Consider the following 22142-nt stretch of genomic DNA (forward strand, 5'->3'; position numbering starts at 1 on the left):
CTCGCGAGAGATTTCGGGAACGAGAGGGTGGACGAGAGCGACGACTTCAGCGACTCGCGGCAGCTGCGGAGGCTTGGCCACCGCGGCTACTTCGTACGCGGCCGACGAATCGCCGCGCGAACAGGACGGAGATCACCGATCGACCCCCGTGTCGCCTCCTCGCCCACCGCCACCGGGGCCAAGGCCTCCCGGCGAGTGATCGTCACGAGATCGTTGAGCGAGCACTCCAGTGCATCGCACAACGCCGCCAACACGTCAAGACGCACCCGCTGTGGCGGCTGAGTCACCAGCCGATAGACCTGCTCCCGGGACAGGTCGATGCCGCGCTCTTCGAGCAGGGGCTTCAGCTTGGAGGTCTGGAAGATCCCGCGCGAAGCCATCACGCTGCGCAGATTCCAGCCGGTGTCGAGCTCAACGGTCATCAACTTCTCCTTCGATGAGGGCCTTCAGCGCTTCGGCGAGCACGCGGTTCTTGTAGTCCGAACTGACGGAGGCGTAGATCGAGGTCGTCGAGGCATGCATATGCCCGACCTGCTCTTGGACGAATCGATCGGCGTACCCGAACTCCAGAAGGTGCGTGACATAGGAATGCCGGAGGCTGTGCAGCGTCAGATCCTTCGACAGGCCGGCTTCATCACGCAGCTCTGCGAACCTCCGGTCGAGATACCCAGCAGACAGACGCGTACGGCGCTCGGTCACCCAGAGCGCGTCGAGGCGGTCTCCGGGCGCGAAACGGGCCCGGGCCTGCTCGAGCCATTGCTGCATTCCGGGCACCCACCAGTCGAACTCCGGCACCAGCAGCACCGTGCGACGTCGTGGCGCGCCACCGCCCGCCGCCTTCGCCCATCGCACGTGAACCGCGCCGTAGCGCCCCCACTGCCGCATCTTCGCGTTGTGGTGCAAATCGACGGTATCGAGCATCACCGCCTCAGTGCGGCGCAGACCGAACGCGTAGACCGTCTTCAGCAACTGGGCATCCCGCAACGCGCCGAGCGCACCCTTTCTCCCGGAGCTCACGAGCAGCTCGACGCGAGCGTCGGCCGTGTCAAACAGGCGCTCAATCTCGTCGTACGTGAACGGGCGACGCTTCCCATCGCCTTCAAACTCGAACCGATGCGCCACCGTGTTCCACGGCAGACACACCTGCGAGGGGACCTCCCCAAACTCGCGATCGCAGATCTCCATCCAGTCGTACAACGGGTTCGTGAGGTAATCACAGAACCCACGGATAGACCCATGGTTGGCGCGCATCGTCGACAGCGTCCGAGTGCGACCGCCGGACTCAGCAGTGAACTCATCCACATCCGCGACCGTCCACCTCCATGGCGGTTTGTCCACGAAATCACGGAACCGCGTCACCGTCGCCGTCCGGTTCCGTATCGTCTGCTCACGGAGTCCGCGCGACAGCTGCTGGTTCCGCCAACCATCGATCATCGCGCTGAAAACCTGCGCTTCCGGGTTCGCCAGTGCGACGTTCGATGCTGACGTGATCAGCCGAAGCGCCGCTGGAGAAGCCCCAAAATCTTGCATTAGATGCAACAAAGTATGGGACAGTGCATCACCCTGTCAACTCAGATCTCAGCATCCGCCAGATCTCGCTGTTATGGTCAGAGCAGATCCGCACCTCTCTGGTGAATAGACGTCGTTTGCAAGTGTGAACAGTTGCATTCACTGCAACATGCGAGGGTTTGTCGTCCGCGGCTCGTGGGCGGTCAACATCCGCAAGTTTCTGCCCCGCTTTCGCACCCTCGACGCGCTGGTCGAGCATGGAGCTCTGACCGCAGACCTCGGCGACGCACTGCGCGAGGCGATGCGTGCGGGCAGGAGCGTCATCGTGTCGGGTGCCACGCATGCGGGCAAGACCACGTTCCTCGGTGCGCTGCTCGCCTCGTGCTCCGACCGTCAGCGGATCATCACCGTCGAGGAGACCTTCGAGCTCGCCGTGCAGGGTCCCGATGTCGTCTCTTTGCAGGGCCGTCAGGCGAGCCTCGAGGGAACGGGCGAGATCACGCTGCGCAGGCTTGTGAAAGAGGCGCTCAGGATGCGACCCGACCGCCTGGTGGTGGGTGAGGTCAGAGACGCCGAGGCGCTCGACCTCGTCCTCGCGCTGAACACCGGCGTGCCAGGCGCTGCGACCGTGCACGCGAACTCCGCCGCCGAGGCCCTCGACAAGCTCACGCTGCTGCCGCTGCTCGCCGGGCGGAACATCGACAGATCGTTCATCGTGCCTGCGCTCGCGGGAGCGGTCGATCTCGTCGTGCACTGCGTGCGCGGCGACGACGGAGTCCGACGGGTGCACGAGGTCATCGCGCCGACCGGCGAGGTGATCGACGGGCGGATCGTCGCTCGAGAGGTCTACACCCGTGGCGACGTCCCGACCGTCGCAGCCGGGACGACATGGCGACGCGGCGAGCTGCAGGGTGTCGGAGGCACTCGGTGACGGTGCTGCTCGGTGCGATGCTCGCCGCCGGCCTGCTGATGTGCGCGTCGCCATGGCTGTGGCCCCCGCGTCCGGAAGCAGAGAAGGTCAGGCGCCGCGGGCGACTGGCTCGGCTGCTCGAAGAGGGCGGTCTCGCCTCCGTCAGCCCGCGCACGCTTCTGCTGGTGATGGCGACGGTCGCGCTCGCCGCAGCCTCCCTCGTCTGGCTCCTCACGGCGATCCCGGTCCTCGCCGGGTTGGCAGGCGCGGCCGCAGCCGTGGCGCCGATCGTGTTCGTGCGATCGCGGCGTCTGCGGCTGCGCAAGCTGCGGCGGCAGCTCTGGCCCGACGTCTGCGACCTCCTGATCGCCTCCATCCGAGTGGGGCTATCGCTGCCGGACGCCGTCGCGAGCCTGGCCGAGTCATCGCCCTCGATGATACGGCCAGCCTTCGTCATGTTCGCCAGGGATCTGCGCGCCACCGGCCGATTCGAGACGAGCCTCGATCGACTGAAATCCGCGCTGGCCGATCCCATCGCCGACCGGATCATCGAGACGCTCCGCATGGCGAGACAGGTCGGCGGAACCGAACTCACCGGCGTTCTGCGCGCGCTGTCGTCGTCGGTTCGCGCAGACGCGGTGCTGCGCGGCGAGGTCGAGGCCCGGCAGTCCTGGATCCGTGGCGCAGCGGTGCTCGGCGCCGTCGCGCCCTGGGTCATCCTCGGTCTGCTCGTGCTGCGCCCCGAGGGAGCTGCCGCCTACGGAACTGCAGAGGGGATGCTGGTGATCTGCCTCGGCGCTGCCGTGTCGGTGATCGCGTACCGCATCATGATCCATATCGGTCGTCTGCCCGAGCCGGGTAGGTGGTTCGGGTGAACCCGGTCTCCGCAGCCGCGATCGCGGTTCTCGGCGGCGTCGCGCTCGGATCAGGTGTGCTCTGCATTCTCGCAGCCATGCCGCATTGGTCGGCAACGCCGCTGTCACTGCGGATCGCGCCATACGTGCGAGACGTGGTCTCCGATGGCGACCTGCCTGACGGAGCACTCCCACGAGTCGGAGTACTCTCCGCAGGTGGCCGGACGGTGTGGCTCCGATCGCTGGCGGTCTTCGAGCGCCTGATCGGCGGTGGAGAGGCTTTGCGCCGCAGGATCGAGCAGGCCGGGCTCCCTCTGGAGCAGGGCGCTTTCCGCGGGCGTCAGCTCGGCTGGGTTCTCGCAGGCATCGTGACCGGCGCGATCGCCGTCATCGTGCTCGCCATCACGGGACGCATGAGTCCGCCGATCGCGTTGCTGCCCGGCATCCTGGGGGCCGCCGCGGGTTTCGGATACGACATGCAGCTCACGGCACGAGTCTCATCTCGTCGAGCCCGATTGACCGACGAGCTGCCGACGACCCTCGAGTTCCTCGCTCTGTGTCTGTCGGCAGGGGAGGGGTTCCTCGACTCCCTGCGCCGGGTGGCCGCAGTCGGATCCGGAGAGCTCACCGGCGAGTTTCGCCGCGTGGTTCTCGCTGTGGGCACCGGATCACCGTTGGCCGACGCTCTTGCCGAGATGGCCGTGCGGCTGCAGCTTCCGGGGCTCTCACGCGCCATCGACCAGGTGATCGCTGCGCTCGAGCACGGTGCCCCGCTCGCGGCCGTCCTGCACGCGCAGGCCGGTGACGCGCGTGAGGATGCCAAGCGGGTTCTCATCGAACAGGCCGGACGCAAGGAGATCCTGATGCTCCTGCCGCTCGTGTTCCTGATCCTCCCGCTCTCCGTGCTCTTCGCCATCTACCCGGGCCTCTTCATTCTGCGACTCGGCATCGGCTGAGCGATCACGAAAGGACGACATGAACACTCCACGACCACTGAGGGCCCGCTTCGCGGCCTCCCACCCTCAGGCTCTCCTCGAGGACCTCGTCGACGACGAATCCGGAGACGTTCCAGGATGGGTGCTGGTCACACTGATGACGGCCGGCCTCGTGGTGCTGATCTGGGCGGTCGCCGGCCCTGCGCTCAGTGCGCTGTTCGAGCAGGCCATCCAGCGTGTGTCTGGGCTCTGACGGGATATCTCGATGTCCGTCACACGGCTCTCCTTCACGGACGAGCGCGGATCGAGCCCGGTCGAGTTCGTGCTCGCGGGGACGCTGCTCACTCTCCTCACCCTCGCCGTGATGCAGCTCGCGCTCGCCGTCTACGTGCGCAACGTCGTGCATGACGCGGCGGTCGATGGCGCTTATCACGCCGCTCTGGCAGACACGACCACACAGCAGGGAGCCCAACGCGCACGGGAAGTCATCACTCGTGCGGTCGGCGAGTCGTACGCCGAAGATGTGACGGTCGTCCGCTCGATGTCCCTCGCTCAGCCGACGATCGAGGTGCGCATCCGCACCACGCTTCCCGTGATCGGGCTGCTCGGTGTGCCGTTCGCGCTGGAGGTGCAGGCGCATGCACCGGAGGAGTCGTTCGATGATGGATGACGACGGCTCGGCGGCCCTCGAGTTCATCGCGGTCGGCATCATCCTGCTGGTGCCGCTCGTGTACTTGATCACCGCCCTCGGTGCTGTCCAGGAGCAGACGCTGGGGGTCGAGGCCGCCGCGCGTCACACGGCACGGGCGATCGCGCTCGCACCGGATGCCGCCACGGCAGCCGTGCGGAGCGAGCAGGTGCTCGCGAGCATCTCGGATCAGTACGGCATCGATGCGGAATCCATCGAGGTGTCTGTGACCTGCGCACCCATCGAGGTGGCATGTCCGTCGGCGGGCGCGACCGTGACCGTCACGGTCGCGACGTCGGCGTCCCTGCCCCTCGTGCCGACGATCTTCGGAGTGAACGAGGCCTCATCGATCGCAGTGGAGGGGTCGGCGGTGCAGAAGCTGTCTCGCCTCTGGGGTGGCGGGTGAGGCGGGCAGGCGACGACGGAAGCGTGCTGCTGCTGACTCTCGGCTACGCGCTGCTCGCGCTCGCCCTCATCTTCGTGAGCGTCTGCGCGACCGACCTCTACATCTGTCAGAAGAGACTCGATGCGATCGCCGACGCGGCAGCGCTCGCCGGAGCGGACGGTTTCACGCTGGCGATCGACGGCGAGACTGCTCGCGCGGATCTCACCGATCAGGGCGTCAGAGACCAGGCCGAGTCGCTGCTCGCAGCACTCACGGCACCGGTGGCCCTGGAGTCGGCGTCGAGCCCCGACGGCCACTCCTCGCGGGTGACCGTCGCCACCATGTGGAGTCCGCCGCTCGTGTCGCTGTTCGTCCCAGACAGCGTGCGCCTGGAGGCGACAGGGACGAGTCGCACGGCCCTGCGTTGACCGTTCCTCACTGCTCCTTCGTGACCCCGGGAGACTGTCAGGTCGTCAGCGTCGACTCAGCAGGCGATCCCGCAGCCTGAGCACGCGCCCGTGGAATCCATCCGGCAACTGATCGGGCAGCGCGTCGATCGGCCACCAGCGCACGTCCTCGGACTCCTCGCTCACGACGAGGTCGAGGCCCTCTCCGACGACGACCGCCACCCCGATGTCGAGATGCGAGGCGCAGCGACCGAAGGCGGAGGACAGCTCATGATGGTCGAGGTCGTACACCAGGGGCTCGACGAGAGCAGGCACGTCGACACCGGTCTCCTCCTGCAGCTCGCGCAGCGCGGCCTCCGCGATGGACGTGTCGTCGGGCTCGAGATGTCCACCTGGCTGCACCCAGAACCGTCCTTTGGCGTGGAAGACCAGCAGCGTGCGGGTGAGCGACGGATCGAACACCATCGCCGACGCCGTCGCGTGGCGCTGACCGTCGTCGCGCAGGACCGGCCCGCGATCATCAGGGAAGAACGTCGCGAAGTCCGTGACAGCATCACGCTCGTGATCCGTCGACGATGCGGCTCCGATGACCAGGCGACGCACGTCGGCGCCGAGGGCAGCGGTCATGAAGGCTCCTCCTTCGAGCGGGGCACGAAGCGGGGGATCCAGCGGATGAACCCGCCCGCACCGACCAGGCCGATCACTCCCATGGCCGCCGCTGCGATCGGCAGGGAGGCGACCGCCACGATCGCCGACACGAGCAGGGGAGCGGCAGCTCCTCCCGCATCCGTCAGCGTGCGCCACGAGCCGAGGAACGCTGCAGGCTCCCTCTTCGGGGCGACGTCGGCGCCCAGCGTCAACAGGATGCCGCTCGAGAGACCGTTGCCGACTCCGAGCATTGCGGCGAACATGCCGAACCACAGCACCGCCGCATCCAGATCATGCGTGAACGAGAGCGCGAGGAATCCCGCTCCCATCAGCACCATCGCCGGCATTGCTGCCCAGAGACGTCCGAACCGGTCCATCACCTGGCCGCTCGCATAGAACAGCGCGAAGTCGATCGCGCCCGAGATGCCGACGACCAAAGCGATCGTCGACGCGTCGAGGCCGAGCGACAGCCCCCACAGCGGCAGCACGACCTGCCGCGCGGACCGCACGGCCGACAGCGATGCGGCGGCGAGCCCCAGCCGGCCGAGCACACTGCGCTGCTGCCACATGGTGCGGAAGATGCCGGCGCGCGCAGCCGTGGGAATCGAGCCGGTGACCGGTTCGCCCGAGTCATCGGCAAGCGCAGCGGTGCGCACGGCGGTGGTCGGCGCGATCGTCTTCTCGGGATCGGGGCCGAGCAGTACGAGCAGCACCATCACGACGAGGCACCCCAGGAAGAACCAGATCGCCGCCGACTCCGAACCGAAAAGCTGCAGGAGACCGGCCGCGACGAAGGGCCCGATGAAGATCCCGAGGCGGAAGCTTCCACCGAGCAGCGAAAGGGCCCGCGCACGGAAGGCGATCGGCACCCTCGTCGTCATGAATGCATGACGGGCGAGTCCGAAGGCGGCCGCGCAGAAGCCCAGGAGGAAGACGGACGCAGCCAGAACGCCGACCGTGGGAGCGAACACCATGCTGACGCCTGCCACGATCGCGATCACGCCGGCGATCACCATCGTGAAGCGTTCGCCGATGCGGCCCACGGCCCAGCCGGCAGGGAGGTTTCCGCAGAGCTGGCCGACGACCAGCGCTGATGCCACGAGCGCGGCGAACGCGATATCGGCGCCCATGCGCGCGGCGATCACCGGGATCAGCGGGATCACGGCGCCCTCGCCGAGTGAGAACAGAACGGTGGGGAGGTACACCATCGGTCCGAATCGCCTCAGGACCGTGGATGCGTTGCTCACCCGTTTCACGCTACTCCCGTTCGAACGCCGTACCCGCCTGCACAGGTGGCACGTTAGGCTGGACGCGACATGCTCGAACTCGATCTCTCCGCCGACATCCAGGCCCTGCGACTCACCTACGGTGACATCCGCGAGGTCATTGATGTCGAGACCCTCCGCTCCGACATCGCGCGCCTCAGCGAGGAAGCCGGCGTGCCGGACCTCTGGGACGACCCCGAACGCGCCCAGAAGGTGACCAGCGCGCTGAGCCACCGGCAGTCGGCGCTCGCCAGACTCGAGGGCATCGGTCGTCGACTCGACGACCTCGAGGTGCTGGTCGGCCTCGCGAACGAGATGGGCGATGAGGAGTCGGCTGTCGAGGCTCGCGTCGAACTCAACGCGCTCACCGAGATCATCAACCAGCTCGAGGTCCAGACGCTGATGGACGGCGAGTACGACGAGCGTTCAGCCATCATCACGATCCGCTCGGGTGCCGGCGGCGACGACGCCACCGACTTCGCCGAGATGCTCATGCGCATGTACCTGCGCTGGGCCGAGCGCCACAAGTACCCCGTCAAGGTGCTCGACACCTCGTTCGCCGAGGGCGCGGGCATCAAGTCGGCGACGTTCGAGATCGATGCGCCCTATGCGTTCGGCACGGTGTCGGTCGAGGCCGGAACGCATCGCCTCGCCCGCATCAGCCCGTTCGGCTCTGCCGACAAGCGCCAGACGTCGTTCGCGGCTGTCGAGGTCATCCCTCTCATGGAGGAGGCGACCGAGGTCGACATCCCCGAGAACGACATCCGTGTCGACGTCTTCCGTTCATCGGGTCCCGGTGGCCAATCGGTCAACACGACCGACTCCGCCGTGCGCCTGACCCACCTGCCGACCGGCATCGTGGTGTCGATGCAGAACGAGAAGTCCCAGATCCAGAACCGCGCAGCGGCCATGCGCGTGCTGCAGACCCGACTCCTGCTCCTGCAGAAGGAGGAGGAGGCCGCGAAGAAGAAGGAACTCGCCGGCAACATCACGGCGAGCTGGGGCGATCAGATGCGCTCGTACTTCCTCTACGGCCAGCAGCTCGTGAAGGACCTCCGCACCGGACACGAGTCGGGCAACCCGGCGGCCGTGTTCGATGGAGATATCGACGGGTTCATCTCGGCCGGCATCCGTTGGCGCAAGCGCAAAGAAGAGGACTGAGCGAACTCTCCGCTTTCAGCGGGCTGCATCTTCGAGGCGGCCCGCTTTTCTCGTCTGCCCTGACGGCGACGCACGGACTCGGAGCGAAAATGGGCCCGTGCCGGATGCCGAAGCATCGTGGCACGGGCCCACCTGCGATACGAACCGCCGGGCACCGCGGGCCGGGATTCGCCCTGGGCTGTGTCTCAGCCGGCCGACGGGGCGACGGTGATGCGCGTGACCTCCTGCAGGAACTCGTCGGTGAAGATCACGTCGTAGGACTCGCTCTGCGCGACGTCGAAGGTGATCTTGCCGTCGACCGACTCGCCGGGGGCGAGTTCTTCCGACACGATCCCATCGACGTAATAGTCGTAGGTTCCCTCGACGCCCTCAGCGGTCTCGATGGCGAAGTTGAACGCACTCAGGTAGCTCGTGCCCGAGACGCCGGTGAAGGTGACATCGAGGATCACGTAACCGCCGTTGGTCGAGGGGATGCTCGAGCCGTCGCTCGTCGCCCAGGTCGCCGAGTGGATCGTGACCTCGCTCGTCGCGGACATCTGATTGATCGGCACGGGTGAGCCCATCTCGCCCTCGACGACCTCGGGGGTGTCGGTTCCTGTGCCCTCGTCTTCTGTTCCCGTGCCGGTGTCCGAATCGCTCGACGGCGGGGCCGTAGGCAGGTCGCGAACGGCCTCCGACACCGTCGCGAAGACGATGACGAAGAACATGACGACCGCGATGATCGCACCGATCACCGAGAGGATGAGGCCGGAGATGCCCGGCCACTTCTTGCCCTTGAGGAACAGGGAGATCAGCGAGACGATGAATCCCACGCCCAGCAGGAGCCATCCGAGCCAGAAGATCACGGGGATGCACGACAGGATGGTGCCGAGCGCCGCGAGCCCGAGCCCGACGAGGCCGAGGATGGACGGACCCGACGGCGCTGCGGGGGGCGTCGCTCCATACGCGGGCGCGTAACCAGTGGGAGCACCGTACTGCTGTCCTGCAGGCTGCTGTCCTGCGGGCGCGTAGGCGGCGCCCGGGTAGCTCGGCGCTGCGGCACCCGGGTAGCCGGGGGCGACGGGGTAATCCTGGGGCTGCGCAGGCGCAGAGGCACCGGGGTACGAGGGTGCGCCTCCGGCATACGGCGGCACGGTGTCGTCGAGCGGCGTCGCGGCTTCCGGAGCGGTGAAATCAGGTTCCTGCGCGCTGCCGGGCTCTGCAGCGGGAGTCTCGGAGGCAGACCAGGAGGACTCGGGCTCGGGAGCTATGACCTCGTAGGCAGGCGCTTCGGCCGGGGCCTGTGCGTCGGCATCGGTGTCGGACGGCGCGGAGGCGTTCCATGACTGGCTCTCGACAGCAGCGACCGATTCGATAGACGCGGCGGTCTCGGCGTCTGCCGCCGACTCCGGGACGCCGACGGGCGATGCGTGATCTGCGTTCTCCGCCGAGTCGGACCCGGCGTTCGTCGCCTCGTCATCGGCCGAACCGGCGGTCGACTCGTCTGCCGCGGACTCCGCAGACTCGACGACGGGCGCGAAGTGCTCGGTCCACTGGGTGCCGTCCCACCAGCGCTGGCGTCCGGATCCGTCGTCATACCAGCCTGCAGGCGTCGTCATGGTTCCCCCTCGGAGTATCGTCCACGCTGAGGGCATGGATCGGCACCTCCATGTATAGCAGTGCAGTGCGACACGCAGGGGGCTCGCGCGGGGTGTCGCTCGCGAGCAGATGAACGGGCGCGCTTAGGCTCGAACCGCCATGATTCGGTTCGAGAACGTCACGAAACGCTATCGCGGGACCTCACGGCCCGCTCTGTCCGGTGTCGACTTCGAAGTGCAGCGCGGGGAGTTCGTCTTCCTCGTGGGTGCTTCAGGGTCGGGCAAGTCGTCCTGTCTGCGGCTGATCCTCCGAGAGGACGTGCCGACCACCGGTCGAGTCGCCGTGCTCGGACGCGATCTGCGTTCGCTCGCGAACCGCAAGGTGCCGTACTTCCGCCGCCATATCGGATCCGTGTTCCAGGACTTCCGACTGCTGCCGTCGAAGACCGTCTACCAGAACGTCGCCTTCACCCTGCAGGTGACGGGCTCGTCGCGCGGTTTCATCCAGCAGGCCGTCCCCGAGGCGCTCGCGCTGGTCGGGCTCGACGGCAAGCAGAAGCGGATGCCGCACGAGCTCTCGGGCGGAGAGCAGCAGCGCGTCGCGATCGCTCGGGCACTCGTCAACCGTCCCCAGGTGCTGCTCGCGGACGAGCCGACCGGAAACCTCGACCCGGCGACGTCGGTCGACATCATGCAGCTTCTCGCGAGGATCAACGCGGGCGGTACGACCGTGCTCATGGCGACTCATGAAGCGGGCTTCGTCGACCAGATGCAGCGCAGAGTGATCGAGCTCCGCGATGGCGAGATGGTGCGAGACGAAGTGCACGGCGGCTATGGAGACACGTCGAACATCCCACGCCTCGTCCCCGAGGAGGTGCGCGGCGCCGCAGCCGCGGCCGCCCTCACCGCAGTGCAGGAGGTGCAGCGCCAGACCGCCGACCTCTCCCTCGTGCGAGCGGCGCTCGCTGAGGAGCTCACCGCTCAGCGCAAGGCCGCAGGAGCATCCGCGGATGCCGTGCCGACCGCATCCGAGACACCGGAGGCGCAGGCCGTGCCGATCGAGCCGCCCGTCGTCGAAGAGCAGTCGGTGGCCGTCCAGGCGCCCGTCGCGCCTCGTACGCATCCCATCGTGGTGCCGCAGGTCGACGTCGCCGAGCTCGGCGTAGCCGATCGCCTCGGCCTGTCCGATGACGGCTCCGAAGAAGTGGGGCCGACATCATGAGAATCGGACTCATCCTCACGGAGGCTCTCGGGGGCCTTCGGCGAAACATCTCGATGGTCATCTCCGTCGTTCTGGTCACCTTCGTGTCGCTGACTTTCGTCGGCGCCGCGATCCTCATGCAGGCGCAGATCGGCACCATGCGCGGCTACTGGACCGAACGGGCCCAGGTCGCCGTCTACATGTGCTCCGACATCTCCGAGCAGGACACCTGTGTCGACGGAGGCGCCTCGGAGGAGCAGGTGAACGCCGTGCGATCCCAGCTCGAGGGCGAGGCGCTCGCCCCGCTCATCAGCGAGGTCAGCTTCGACTCCAAGGAAGACACCTACGCCAAGCTCGTCGAGCAGCTCGGCGAGGACCAGGCGAGTGTGATCACCCCTGAGCAGGCTTTCGAGGTCTTCTTCGTCACGATGAAGGACCCCGGCCAATCGCAGGTGATCTCCGAGGCGTTCAACGGCGTCGCCGGCGTCGAGCAGGTGCAGGACCAACTGCAGTATCTCGAGCCGCTCTTCTCGGCGTTGACTGTCGCGACGTACATCGCGGTGGGCATCGCCACGCTGATGCTGATCGCCGCCATCCTGCTGATCGCCACGACCATCAGACTCTCCGCCTACGCCAGGCGCAAGGAGATCGGGATCATGCGTCTGGTGGGCGCATCCAACCGTTTCATCCAGACGCCGTTCGTGCTCGAGGGCGTGTTCGCGGCGTTCCTCGGCTCGGCACTCGCGAGCGCGGCGGTCGTCGCCGGAGTGCATTTCGGTGTCGACGGCTACCTTCGAGGACGCGTGCCGTTCATCACGACGTGGGTGACGATGCAGGATGCCGCCGTCGTCGTCCCCGTGCTGATCGGGATCGGCGTCGTGCTGGCCGCACTCTCAGCGGGCTTCGCGATCCGACGCTGGCTGCGCACGTGACCGGCTCGCCGGTATAGACTGACAGGCTGTCGTGCGCCCGCCAGGGCACTGGAACCACTGCGCGACACGGATCAGGAGAGAATCATGCCCAGGGAACGCGGGGAGAAGGTCATCGCGACCAATCGTCGCGCACGTCACGACTACAACATCGAGAAGTCGTACGAGGCGGGGATGGTGCTCACCGGCACCGAGGTCAAGTCGTTGCGTCAGGGGCGCGCGAACCTCAGCGACGGGTATGCGTTCGTCAAGGGAAACGAGGTGTTCCTCGATTCGGTGCACATTCCGGAGTACTCGCAGGGGCACTGGACCAACCACTCCGCCAAGCGCGTCCGAAAGCTGCTGCTGCACCGCGAGGAGATCGCGAAGCTGCAGCATGCCGTGTCGGCGGGTGGATACACGCTGATCCCGCTGAAGCTGTACTTCTCGGACGGTCGCGCCAAGGTCGAGATCGCCCTCGCCAAGGGCAAGAAGGAATACGACAAGCGTCAGACCCTGCGCGAGCGTCAGGACACCCGTGAGGCCGATCGCGCCATGCGGCTGCGCAACCGCGTCGGCGAGTGATCAGCGCGCGGGCGTGAAGCCGAACACGCGTCCGAGAAACGCGAGCTCCCTCTCGAGTGCATCGATGATGGTCTCGCTCGCGCGGAAGCCGTGGCCCTCACCCGGGTAGAGCACGTACTCGTGCTCGACGCCGCGGTGCGCCAGCGCATCGCGGATCGCCTCGGACTGCGACGGCGGCACCACGCGATCCTCGGCGCCCTGCATGAGCAGCACCGGCACGTCGATCCGATCGACGTGGGTGAGGGGCGAGCGCTCGATGTAGACGGACTCTGCGTCGGGCAGCGGCCCCACCAGGCCCTCGATGTAGTGCGCCTCGAAGTCGTGAGAGTGCTCGCTCAGCATCCGCAGGTCGGCGACGCCGTATCTGCTGATGCCCGCGGCGAACGTTCCACCACGCACGAGAGACGAGAGCACCGTCCAGCCACCCGCCGAGCCTCCGCGGATCGCGATGCGGTCGGGGTCGGCGAGTCCGGTGTCGACGAGGCCGCGCGCCGCAGCGATCACATCGTCGACGTCGACCACGCCCCATCCGCCGTCGAGTCGTTCTCGGTAGGTACGCCCGTAGCCCGTCGACCCGCCGTAGTTGACATCGAGCACGCCGATGCCGCGGCTCGTCCAGAACGCGATCGCCCCTGATGCGGCGCCCGTCACGTGGGCGGTCGGACCGCCGTGCACGAGCACGATGTACGGCGCGAGCTCGTCGTCCGCGGCTGAAGCCGACGGATTCACGGGCTCATACGCGAAGGCGTGGACGGGGCCGTGCGCGCCATCGACCAGGACCTCGGATGCCGCGGACATCCACGACGGATCCGTCGGCGTCGCTCCCGCAACCACCTCGACGTCTCCGGAGTCGACGTCGACGCACCAGACCCCGGGCGCTGTCGTCGAGCTGTTGCCCGAGAGCAGCACGCGGGAGCCTGCGACATCGTCGACGCTGACATGGCCGTCGGCGGGAATGGGGATGCGGCGGGCGCCGCCGTCCCGCTCGATGACGACCACCTCGTCGCGTCCGTTGGTGCGCACCGCGACGATGCGGCCGTCGGCGAGCGGTCGGTACCAGCGGTTTCCGAGCACCCATAGCCCGTATCCGGTGTCGGCGTCGATGTCGTCGATCCGTTCTGCGGGGCTGACCGCTCGCACGCCGTCCACGCGCTGTCGGTGCAGCGCCCAGCGACCCGACGGATCGTCCGAGTACAGGATCTCGTCGTTCTCCGTCCACTCCGGCTGCAGGGCGGCTCGCGTGGGCAGCTCTGTGCGCCCGGTGCCGTCGGAGAGCACCAGCGACGCGCGCTGCCACGGCATCCGGTCGCCCGACCATTCGACCCACGCGGCGCGCGTCCCGTCGGGAGACAGCGCCGGATGCGCGTAGAACGACTCTCCCTGCACGAGCACCTTCACCAGCGTCGGATCGTCGGCTGCTGATCCGTCGGTGGGGATCTCGACGATTCCGCGCTGGTGGGGGTCGACCGAGAGGTCCTCCCGCACGGCGAACAGCCGGCCGTTCTGCAGGCGCAGGCCGCCGTGTGCCGGCCCCGCAGGGGTGAGGGGCTCCGGAGCGCCCCCGCGTGGCATGCGATGCACCCGCTGATCCTTGGCGTCGACGAAGAACAGCGTGCCGTCGGCATCAGCCGTCCACGCCCCGCCGCCGTACTCGTGCACGCGTGACCGCGCGCTCCAGGGAGCGGGAAGGATCTCGGCGCCGTTGCAGCTGCGCACGGTCACACGCCCGCCCTCGGAGGGCACCGACTCGCCCCACCAGATGTTCTCGCCGATAAAGGCAGCACCTTCGATCCTCGGAGACGACGCGGCGATCCGGTCGGGAGTGAACGGGGAGGGCCAGGTACCGAACGGCGACGACATGATTCGAGCCTATGGTGCACCGGTGCGCCGCGTCACACAGGGGGCGGTAGTGGGCGTCGCCACCGGTCCTCTGGGAACGCGCGGTTCACGAGACCCGTGTGGAGAGGGTCAGACCGAGCGGAGCACCGCGACGATCTTGCCGAGGATGACGGACTCGTCGCCGAGGATCGGCTCGAAAGCCGAGTTCCGGGGGAGCAGCCAGGTGTGGCCGTCGCGACGCCTGAGCACCTTGACGGTGGCCTCGCCGTCGAGCATCGCGGCCACGATCTCACCGTTCTCGGCGCTGTTCTGCGAGCGCACCACGACCCAGTCGCCGTCGCAGATCGCGGCGTCGATCATCGACTCGCCCGACACCTTGAGCATGAACAGGTCGCCCTTGCCGACGAGCTGACGGGGGAGCGGGAAGATCTCCTCGACCTGCTGGTCGGCCGTGATCGGAACGCCGGCGGCGATGCGTCCGACGAGGGGGACAAGCGCGGCGTCTCCGACGGGCGTCGCCACATCGGCGGGGTTCTCACCGCTCGTCCCTGGAAGGTCGATGAGCACCTCCATCGCGCGGGTCTTGCCCGGATCGCGGCGCAGATAGCCGCTGAGCTCGAGCTGACCCAGCTGATGAGTGACGCTGGACAGCGACTTGAGCCCGACGGCGTCGCCGATCTCGCGCATGCTCGGCGGATAGCCGTAGTGACTGATCGACGTCTGGATGACCTCGAGGATCGCCATCTGCTTAGGGCTCAGGCTCTTGCGGCGACGAGTGCGCGGGGCATCGGCCTCGGGGGCGGAGTTGTCGCTCATGGTGCTCCTCAGGTGTGCGATCCGGCGTCTCAGTTCGAATGTCGGAGGCCCGTGGTGGGGTGTTCCTATCGAAACCGTATCCGAGAAACGCGCCGATGTGGAAGATCTGTTCGAGCGTGTCGGCCGATTCTCCTACTTCTGTTTCGAAGAACGCTTGACAGATGTTCGAATTCGAAGATAACTTCGGTACGTAGCTTCGCATCCACGGCTCCCGGCCGAGGCGCGGATGCGAACGCTACGCCAACTTCACCGCTCACGCGGTAGATGCAGAGGAGCACGACATGAGCACCATCACCTTCAGCAGTGCAGCAGTCCTTCCGGCTCGTCCGGCGACGCGGCTCCGGCTGACGGCGCGTGGTCGACGCGTCGTGCTCTCGGTCGCCGCAGTGCCCCTCGCCATCGGAATCGCGTTCGCCGCGCTCAGCGGCGGAAGCGCGATGGCATCGGGCGAGCAGGCCGCGACGGCGACGTTCGCCACAGTGACCGTGATGCCGGGCGACACCCTGTGGTCGATCGCCGAGAGCATCGCCCCCGGGGCCGACCCGCGCGACGTGATCGGTGACATCACGCGTCTGAACCTGCTGCGTGGCGGCGAGCTGCAGATCGGTCAGGAGCTCGCGATTCCGGCGCAGTACTCGGAGTGAGTCCCGCCTCCACCGGTCGGCGGAGTGGAGCGGGCGAGTTCACCTTCATACTCGGACGCCACGGGCATCCGCAGGGCGAACGCGGCCTACCATGGGAAGGGTGACTGCATCACTTGACGACCTGCCGCTTCGCGACGATCTCCGGGGGCTCACCCCGTACGGAGCACCGCAAGCGCCTCTCCCGATCGCACTGAACGTCAATGAGAACACGCATCCGGTTCCGGACGCCGTGGCCAGCGACATCCTCGACGACATCGCGGTCGCGCTCCGAGACGTCAACCGCTATCCGGATCGTGAGTTCACCACACTGCGCGAGGGCTTCGCCGAGTACCTCGGCCACGGTCTCGAACCCGCCCAGATCTGGGCGGGCAACGGGTCGAACGAGGTCCTTCAGCACGTCCTCCAGGCGTTCGGGGGGCCGGGTCGCACGGCGTTCAGCTTCAGCCCGACCTACTCGATGTATCCGCTGATCTCGAAGGGGACCGGAGCACGGTGGGTCGCCGGCACCAGGCAGCCCGACTACACGATCACGCCTGACGAGGCCGCGGCACAGGTCAGAGATGTCGACCCCGATGTCATCCTCCTGTGCTCCCCGAACAATCCGACGGGCACACCGCTCGGCCTCGACGTGGTCGAGGCGGTCTACGAGGCATCGACGGGAGTCGTGATCGTCGACGAGGCCTACCAGGAGTTCGCACCGCGCGAGGCGGCATCCGCCCTCACCCTGCTCGAGGGGCGCCCTCGGCTCGCAGTGTCTCGCACCATGAGCAAGGCGTTCGCATTCGCGGGCGCGCGCGTGGGGTATCTCGCGGCGGATCCTGCGTTCATCGACGCGCTGAGGCTCGTGCGTCTGCCCTATCACCTCAGCGCTCTCACTCAGGCGGCGGCCGTCGCCGCGCTGCGGAACTCGGGCGTGATGCTCGGCATGGTCGAGGAGATCGTCGAGCAGCGTGACCGCATATCGGCGACGCTCGAGGCGCTCGGCTACACGCCGCACGAATCGTGGTCGAACTTCGTGCTGTTCGGCGGAGTCGCAGAGCCCGCGAAGGTCTGGCAGGAGCTGTACGAGCAGGGAGTCCTCATCCGCGACGTCGGGATTCCCGGCCACCTCCGCGTCACTGCGGGCACCGAGGCTGAGACCACCGCGTTCCTCGATGCCCTCGCCTCGATAGGATCGGCATCATGAGCACCACCGCCCAGACCCCGCGCACCGCCACGCGTGTACGCAGCACGTCGGAGTCCACCGTCGAGCTCGAACTGAACCTCGACGGCAGCGGTGCAAGCCGTATCGACACGTCGGTGCCGTTCTTCGATCACATGCTGACGGCGTTCGCGAAGCACTCGCTGACCGACCTCACGGTGCGCGCCTCCGGCGACACGCAGATCGACGCGCACCACACTGTCGAGGACATCTCGATCGTTCTCGGTCAGGCGATCCGCGAGGCGCTGGGCGACAAGTCCGGGATCTCCCGCTACGGCGATGCGCTCGTGCCGCTCGATGAGGCGCTCGCCCAGGCGGTCGTCGACATCTCGGGTCGCCCCTACCTCGTGCACACGGGAGAGCCCGTCGGTTTCGAGCACCACCTCATCGGGGGCCACTTCACCGGGTCGCTGGTGCGCCACTCTTTCGAGGCGATCACCTTCAACGCGGGGCTGACGGTGCACGTGCGCGTGCTCGGAGGTCGCGACCCCCACCACATCGCCGAAGCCGAGTACAAGGCGTTCGCTCGGGCATTCCGTCAGGCCAAAGCGCTCGACCCCCTGGTCGACGGCATCCCGTCGACGAAGGGCGCGCTGTGAGCTCGGCACCCAGGGTCGCCGTCTTCGACTACGAATCGGGCAACGTCCACTCGGCGGTGAAGGCTCTCGTCGCCGCGGGCGCTGACGCGGTGCTGACCCGCGATCGCAAGGAGGCGCTCGAGGCAGACGGTCTCGTGGTGCCCGGCGTCGGTGCGTTCCAGGCCGTCCGAGACGCGCTCTACGCGCACGGTGGCGACGAGATCATCGACCGTCGCCTCGCAGGCGGACGCCCCGTTCTCGGCATCTGCGTCGGCATGCAGGTCCTCTTCGCGCATGGCGTCGAACGCGGGCATGACTCCGAAGGGCTCGGCGAGTGGCCGGGAGCGGTCACCGAGCTCAACGCGCCGGTGCTGCCGCACATGGGGTGGAACACGGTCGAGCCCGGAGCCGACTCTGTGCTGTTCAAGGGCATCGAGAACGAGCGCTTCTACTTCGTGCACTCCTATGCTGCGCAGTCGTGGGAGCTCGATGTCATCCCGCCGTTCCCACAGCCGGTGCTCACGTGGTCGACCTACGGAGATCCGTTCCTCGCTGCCGTCGAGAACGGACCTCTCTCCGCGACCCAGTTCCACCCCGAGAAGTCGGGAGAGGCCGGAATCCAGTTGCTCCGCAACTGGGTCGACAGCCTGCGAGCCTGACGGCGCGGCCGAGCGCTCAGGATCGAGAGCTGCTCGGATAACGCGGCGTGTCGGTGACCGCTCGCCGGGATGTTCAGAAACCGCGCGCGACGGCAGCTGCAGCCGAGAGCCAGGATCGCTGCGTCGGCGCCGCGAGCGCACGAAGACGAAGGTGACCGTCGACCATCTCGCGGTCGAAGGGGATGCCGACGACTTCGCGCGCCAGGGGCTGGTAGCCCGCGATCACGTCTGTCACCTCTGCGGGCGATGCCTTCGGATCCGCCTGGCTGACGACGACCACCGATTCCCGCGCGAGCCGCGCTGAGCGCTCGTCGCGGTCCTCGAGCGCCTCGAGCAGCAGAGCGCCGGCTTCGGCATGGTCGTCGCGGGTCGTCGTCGCGACGACGATCTGGTCGGCGAGGTCGATCATCCGCAACCACATGGGGTCGGATTCGTCGTTGCCGGAGTCGATGATGATCAGTCGATAGAACTTGGCCGCGATCGCATGGATGGAGTCGACGTCGGCGGGCCGCAGCCGGTTCTCGTGCGCGAGCCGGATCGGCTTCGACCGCAGCACATCGTACTTCTCCTGCGGCTGGTGATGTACGAAGTGCGCGAGGTCCGCGGACTGCCCCTGGGCTCCCAGCAGGCGCTGCGTCTGTGGAAGCAGTTCGAGGAGCGTGCGGTCGTGCGACCCCGTCTCGGTGCGCCAGCCGAGCGTGCCGCGGGTCTGGTTGTTGTCCCAGGCCAGAACTCCGGCGCCGCCGTATTGGGCGAAGACCGCGGACAGCAGCACTGTGGCCGGCGTCTTGCCCGCCCCGCCCTTGCCGTTGACGACCGCGACGGTGCGTGGCCCCGGCCAATGACGGCTCACGGCATGCTCGTCGTCGCGCACGCCTCGCTCACGAGCGTTGGGTCCGAGAGAGAAACCGACGCGATTGAGCAGCCCGCGCCCGCCCTGACGTGCGGGCTCTTCTCGGCGCTCCTCCTGCAGGAACGAGCGTCGTCCGACGCCCTGCTCGCGCTGCTGACGACGCGATGATGCCGACGACGCCGACTCCGCCGCGGCGGCGTTCGGAGCGGTCGGAGCCGTGGTGGTCGGCAGCGGCGGGGTGGGCGGCAGGCCTGGCGTCTGGCTCTGCGGCACACCATTCGCAAGCGCGGGCGCCGGAGCAGCCGGTGTCGGTGTCGGTGTCGGTGTCGGAGCAGCAGGCGTCGCTGCAGGGGTCGCCGGTGCCGGCGTCGGCACAGGCGGGACGGCCGGGGGCACAGCTTTCGCTGCCGGCCGGGCGTCAGCATCGGGAGTGCCAGGGCTCTGCGGTTCGGACCACACGGCTGACGGCGGTCCGGGAATCGAGGGCGCTGCGGGTGCTGCGGGCGGTCGGGAGACCGGGCCCGCTGGGCTGACCACTCGGGGAGTTCCGGTCGGCGGAGTCGCTGCGGATGCTGCCGCCCACGCAGCAGCGGCGGCTGCGCGCGTCCCGGGCACGGGCGGGGTCGACGGCGCGGGTGCGGTCAGCGGGAGCTGACGCGCGTCGACGGGGGCGTCGTCTGGTGCGACCGGCGGCTGCGCGCTGTCATCCGGAGTCTCGGGAGGCAGCGCATTCCCGCGCCGCAGGGGTCCGCCTCCTCGCGCTTCCGCATCGCGCACCATGCAATATCTCCTCATCGACCGAACAGGGCCCTCATCGAGGCTACCGCGTGGCACACGATGTTCTCAGCCGTCATCGTTTTGGAGCGGGCGGATGCGCGGGCTAGTGTCGATTCTCGTGCCGGCGAATCGGCTATCCATCTCACTTGAGGACGTCATGAACGACTTCGCGCAGTCTCCCTCTCTCACTCTGCTCCCCGCCGTCGATGTCGCCGGCGGCAAGGCAGTCCGTCTCACCCAGGGCGAAGCCGGCACCGAGACCAGTTACGGCGACCCGCTCGACGCCGCGGGGGAGTGGGTCGCGCAGGGCGCGAAGTGGATTCACCTCGTCGACCTCGACGCAGCCTTCGGTCGGGGCAGCAACGCCCCGATCCTGCGCAAGGTCATCAAGCAGTTCAAGAACGTCAGCGTCGAGCTCTCTGGTGGCATCCGCGACGATGCGACGCTCGAAGCGGCTCTCGAGAGCGGCGCGACCCGGATCAACCTCGGCACCGCCGCGTTGGAGAACCCCGAGTGGGCCGCCGATGTGATCGGTCGCTTCGGTGAGGCGATCGCCGTGGGGCTCGATGTCCGCGGCACGACGCTGGCCGCCCGCGGCTGGACGAAAGAGGGCGGCGACCTCTGGGAGGTGCTCGAGCGTCTCGAGGATGCCGGCTGCAGCCGCTACGTCGTGACCGACGTGACGAAGGACGGAACCCTCAAGGGCCCGAACCTCGAGCTGCTCCGCGAGGTCACCGCGCGCACACCGAAACCTGTCGTGGCATCCGGTGGCATCTCGAGCCTCGACGACATCGCCGCGCTCCGCGAGCTGGTGCCGCTGGGCGTCGAAGGTGCGATCGTCGGCAAGGCGCTCTACGCCGGCGCCTTCACGCTGGCTGAGGCTCTGGATGTCGCAGGGGACTGACGACGCCAGCGGCCACGGCTCGCACGATCACACCTCGCCGAACGCGGCGTCGCCGCATCACGCGTCGCCGATCCAGGGCGACTCTGCAGGTGTGCCCTGGGAGGGGCGCAGCTTCGAGTCGAATCCGCACGCGGCCGACGACGGTTCCGCCGACCCGGCGCTGCTCGATGCCCTTCTGCGCTTCCGCGCGGGGGAGGGCGCTCAGACCGAGGTCGTCGATGCCTTCCGCACGGCGCGGGTGCTGATCCCCCTCATCGCCGAGAAAGGCGAGGAGGGCATGGCCCCCAGTGGTCTCGCGGTCGACAAGACGCAGGAGCTGTCCATCGTGACGGTGGCCGCGCCGGATGGTCGTCGCGTGCAGCCGGTGTTCTCCTCGGTCGAGGCGATGCAGCGCTGGGACGCCACGGCTCGACCGATTCCGGTCGAAGCGACGCGCGCCGCACTCGCGGCGTCCGCGGATGACACGGACCTCATCGTGCTCGATCCGACGTCGGACACGGAGTTCGTCTTCCGTCGTCCGGCGGTGTGGGCGATCGCGCAGGGGCATGGCTGGGAGCCGAGCTTCCTCTCTCCCGAGGTGTTCGGCGCCCTGCAGGCGAGCGTCGCGCACGAACTCGCAGTGATCGACGTGTCTGTCGCCGCAGGCGACCCGGACGCGCGTCTGCGCGGACCGGAGCTGATCGTCATCCTCGAGCTGGTCGACGGCCTGGAACGTGAGGTGCTCGACGCCGTGCTCGCACGTCTGGCGCAACGGTGGGCGTCGGATGACCGCATCGCGGTGCTCGTGGATTCCCTCACCGTGAAGCTGCGTCGCTCGGCCTGACCGGCGCGGCGATGT

The 22142-nt window shown here is 67.9% G+C and carries 25 protein-coding genes; 17 read left to right on the forward strand and 8 right to left on the reverse strand.

The window, feature by feature from the left end; genetic code table 11:
• Positions 1 to 86: 86 nt before the first annotated feature.
• Entirely contained in the window at positions 87 to 422 is a 336-nt protein-coding gene (locus tag RQG82_RS19090; protein WP_124091585.1) for a helix-turn-helix transcriptional regulator, read from the reverse strand.
• Complete coding sequence (locus tag RQG82_RS19095) at positions 412 to 1530, reverse strand: tyrosine-type recombinase/integrase (protein ID WP_238989083.1); 1119 nt, start codon at positions 1528 to 1530, stop codon at positions 412 to 414. Before RQG82_RS19095 ends, RQG82_RS19090 begins: the two co-directional genes overlap by 11 nt.
• Before the next feature lie 148 nt (positions 1531 to 1678).
• Here RQG82_RS19095 and RQG82_RS19100 point away from each other — a divergent pair, with 148 nt between their 5' ends.
• The 7 genes from RQG82_RS19100 to RQG82_RS19130 are packed head-to-tail and all read left to right on the forward strand — an operon-like array spanning position 1679 to position 5709.
• A complete protein-coding gene (locus tag RQG82_RS19100; RefSeq protein WP_311260366.1) occupies positions 1679 to 2440 on the forward strand; it encodes a CpaF/VirB11 family protein in 762 nt (253 codons plus the stop codon).
• Entirely contained in the window at positions 2437 to 3294 is an 858-nt protein-coding gene (locus RQG82_RS19105; protein ID WP_311260367.1) for a type II secretion system F family protein, read from the forward strand. The genes RQG82_RS19100 and RQG82_RS19105 overlap by 4 nt, the downstream gene beginning before the upstream one ends.
• Positions 3291 to 4229 (forward strand): type II secretion system F family protein, encoded by a 939-nt coding sequence (locus RQG82_RS19110; protein WP_311260368.1) that lies wholly within the window; start codon positions 3291 to 3293, stop codon positions 4227 to 4229. The genes RQG82_RS19105 and RQG82_RS19110 overlap by 4 nt, the downstream gene beginning before the upstream one ends.
• A 19-nt stretch (positions 4230 to 4248) precedes the next feature.
• Positions 4249 to 4461, forward strand: a complete 213-nt coding sequence (locus RQG82_RS19115) for a hypothetical protein (RefSeq protein WP_311260369.1) — start codon at positions 4249 to 4251, stop codon at positions 4459 to 4461.
• 12 nt (positions 4462 to 4473) lie between these two features.
• A complete protein-coding gene (locus RQG82_RS19120) occupies positions 4474 to 4878 on the forward strand; it encodes a TadE/TadG family type IV pilus assembly protein (protein WP_311260370.1) in 405 nt (134 codons plus the stop codon).
• The gene (locus tag RQG82_RS19125) at positions 4868 to 5302 is read left to right on the forward strand and encodes a TadE family protein (RefSeq protein ID WP_311260371.1); all 435 of its coding nucleotides are present in this window, start codon (positions 4868 to 4870) and stop codon (positions 5300 to 5302) included. Before RQG82_RS19120 ends, RQG82_RS19125 begins: the two co-directional genes overlap by 11 nt.
• Positions 5303 to 5325: 23 nt before the next feature.
• Positions 5326 to 5709, forward strand: a complete 384-nt coding sequence (locus RQG82_RS19130; protein WP_311260372.1) for a hypothetical protein — start codon at positions 5326 to 5328, stop codon at positions 5707 to 5709.
• Between the two features lie 45 nt (positions 5710 to 5754).
• Here RQG82_RS19130 and RQG82_RS19135 read toward each other — a convergent pair whose 3' ends face one another.
• Together RQG82_RS19135 and RQG82_RS19140 are read right to left on the reverse strand one after the other, a co-directional pair.
• A complete protein-coding gene (locus RQG82_RS19135) occupies positions 5755 to 6315 on the reverse strand; it encodes an NUDIX domain-containing protein (protein ID WP_311260373.1) in 561 nt (186 codons plus the stop codon).
• Positions 6312 to 7544 (reverse strand): MFS transporter, encoded by a 1233-nt coding sequence (locus RQG82_RS19140; RefSeq protein WP_311260411.1) that lies wholly within the window; start codon positions 7542 to 7544, stop codon positions 6312 to 6314. The genes RQG82_RS19135 and RQG82_RS19140 overlap by 4 nt, the downstream gene beginning before the upstream one ends.
• A gap of 108 nt (positions 7545 to 7652) precedes the next feature.
• Between RQG82_RS19140 and prfB the strand changes: the two genes are divergently transcribed.
• Positions 7653 to 8762 (forward strand): peptide chain release factor 2, encoded by a 1110-nt coding sequence (prfB, locus tag RQG82_RS19145; protein WP_311260374.1) that lies wholly within the window; start codon positions 7653 to 7655, stop codon positions 8760 to 8762.
• A 185-nt stretch (positions 8763 to 8947) separates the two neighbouring features.
• Here prfB and RQG82_RS19150 read toward each other — a convergent pair whose 3' ends face one another.
• Entirely contained in the window at positions 8948 to 10360 is a 1413-nt protein-coding gene (locus tag RQG82_RS19150) for a DUF2510 domain-containing protein (protein WP_311260375.1), read from the reverse strand.
• A 139-nt stretch (positions 10361 to 10499) separates the two neighbouring features.
• Between RQG82_RS19150 and ftsE the strand changes: the two genes are divergently transcribed.
• The 3 genes from ftsE (at position 10500) to smpB (ending at position 13033) form a co-directional block, all read left to right on the forward strand.
• Complete coding sequence (ftsE, locus tag RQG82_RS19155; protein WP_311260376.1) at positions 10500 to 11561, forward strand: cell division ATP-binding protein FtsE; 1062 nt, start codon at positions 10500 to 10502, stop codon at positions 11559 to 11561.
• Positions 11558 to 12472 (forward strand): permease-like cell division protein FtsX, encoded by a 915-nt coding sequence (gene ftsX / locus RQG82_RS19160; RefSeq protein WP_311260377.1) that lies wholly within the window; start codon positions 11558 to 11560, stop codon positions 12470 to 12472. Before ftsE ends, ftsX begins: the two co-directional genes overlap by 4 nt.
• Positions 12473 to 12556: 84 nt before the next feature.
• Complete coding sequence (gene smpB / locus RQG82_RS19165) at positions 12557 to 13033, forward strand: SsrA-binding protein SmpB (RefSeq protein ID WP_042536531.1); 477 nt, start codon at positions 12557 to 12559, stop codon at positions 13031 to 13033.
• On the opposite strand, the gene RQG82_RS19170 is transcribed toward smpB, so the two are convergent.
• Complete coding sequence (locus RQG82_RS19170) at positions 13034 to 14893, reverse strand: prolyl oligopeptidase family serine peptidase (RefSeq protein ID WP_311260378.1); 1860 nt, start codon at positions 14891 to 14893, stop codon at positions 13034 to 13036.
• 108 nt (positions 14894 to 15001) lie between these two features.
• On the reverse strand, positions 15002 to 15688 hold the full coding sequence (gene lexA / locus RQG82_RS19175) for a transcriptional repressor LexA (protein WP_311260379.1): 687 nt from the start codon (positions 15686 to 15688) through the stop codon (positions 15002 to 15004).
• A gap of 281 nt (positions 15689 to 15969) precedes the next feature.
• On the opposite strand from lexA, the gene RQG82_RS19180 reads away from it, so the two are divergent.
• From RQG82_RS19180 to hisH, 4 genes are all read left to right on the forward strand, one after another.
• Positions 15970 to 16332 (forward strand): LysM peptidoglycan-binding domain-containing protein, encoded by a 363-nt coding sequence (locus RQG82_RS19180; RefSeq protein WP_311260380.1) that lies wholly within the window; start codon positions 15970 to 15972, stop codon positions 16330 to 16332.
• A 91-nt stretch (positions 16333 to 16423) separates the two neighbouring features.
• Complete coding sequence (locus tag RQG82_RS19185) at positions 16424 to 17518, forward strand: histidinol-phosphate transaminase (RefSeq protein WP_311260381.1); 1095 nt, start codon at positions 16424 to 16426, stop codon at positions 17516 to 17518.
• Positions 17515 to 18132: an imidazoleglycerol-phosphate dehydratase HisB gene (gene hisB / locus RQG82_RS19190; RefSeq protein ID WP_311260382.1), complete on the forward strand. Its 618-nt coding sequence runs from the start codon at positions 17515 to 17517 to the stop codon at positions 18130 to 18132. The genes RQG82_RS19185 and hisB overlap by 4 nt, the downstream gene beginning before the upstream one ends.
• A complete protein-coding gene (gene hisH / locus RQG82_RS19195) occupies positions 18129 to 18770 on the forward strand; it encodes an imidazole glycerol phosphate synthase subunit HisH (RefSeq protein ID WP_311260383.1) in 642 nt (213 codons plus the stop codon). Before hisB ends, hisH begins: the two co-directional genes overlap by 4 nt.
• A gap of 73 nt (positions 18771 to 18843) precedes the next feature.
• Here hisH and RQG82_RS19200 read toward each other — a convergent pair whose 3' ends face one another.
• Positions 18844 to 20403: an AAA family ATPase gene (locus tag RQG82_RS19200; RefSeq protein WP_311260384.1), complete on the reverse strand. Its 1560-nt coding sequence runs from the start codon at positions 20401 to 20403 to the stop codon at positions 18844 to 18846.
• 154 nt (positions 20404 to 20557) lie between these two features.
• Here RQG82_RS19200 and priA point away from each other — a divergent pair, with 154 nt between their 5' ends.
• Together priA and RQG82_RS19210 are read left to right on the forward strand one after the other, a co-directional pair.
• A complete protein-coding gene (priA, locus tag RQG82_RS19205) occupies positions 20558 to 21304 on the forward strand; it encodes a bifunctional 1-(5-phosphoribosyl)-5-((5-phosphoribosylamino)methylideneamino)imidazole-4-carboxamide isomerase/phosphoribosylanthranilate isomerase PriA (RefSeq protein ID WP_311260385.1) in 747 nt (248 codons plus the stop codon).
• Positions 21288 to 22127 (forward strand): SseB family protein, encoded by an 840-nt coding sequence (locus RQG82_RS19210; RefSeq protein WP_311260386.1) that lies wholly within the window; start codon positions 21288 to 21290, stop codon positions 22125 to 22127. Before priA ends, RQG82_RS19210 begins: the two co-directional genes overlap by 17 nt.
• The last annotated feature ends 15 nt before the right edge of the window (positions 22128 to 22142 follow it).

The organism is Microbacterium sp. WCS2018Hpa-9, from assembly GCF_031843745.1.
Classification (GTDB): domain Bacteria; phylum Actinomycetota; class Actinomycetes; order Actinomycetales; family Microbacteriaceae; genus Microbacterium.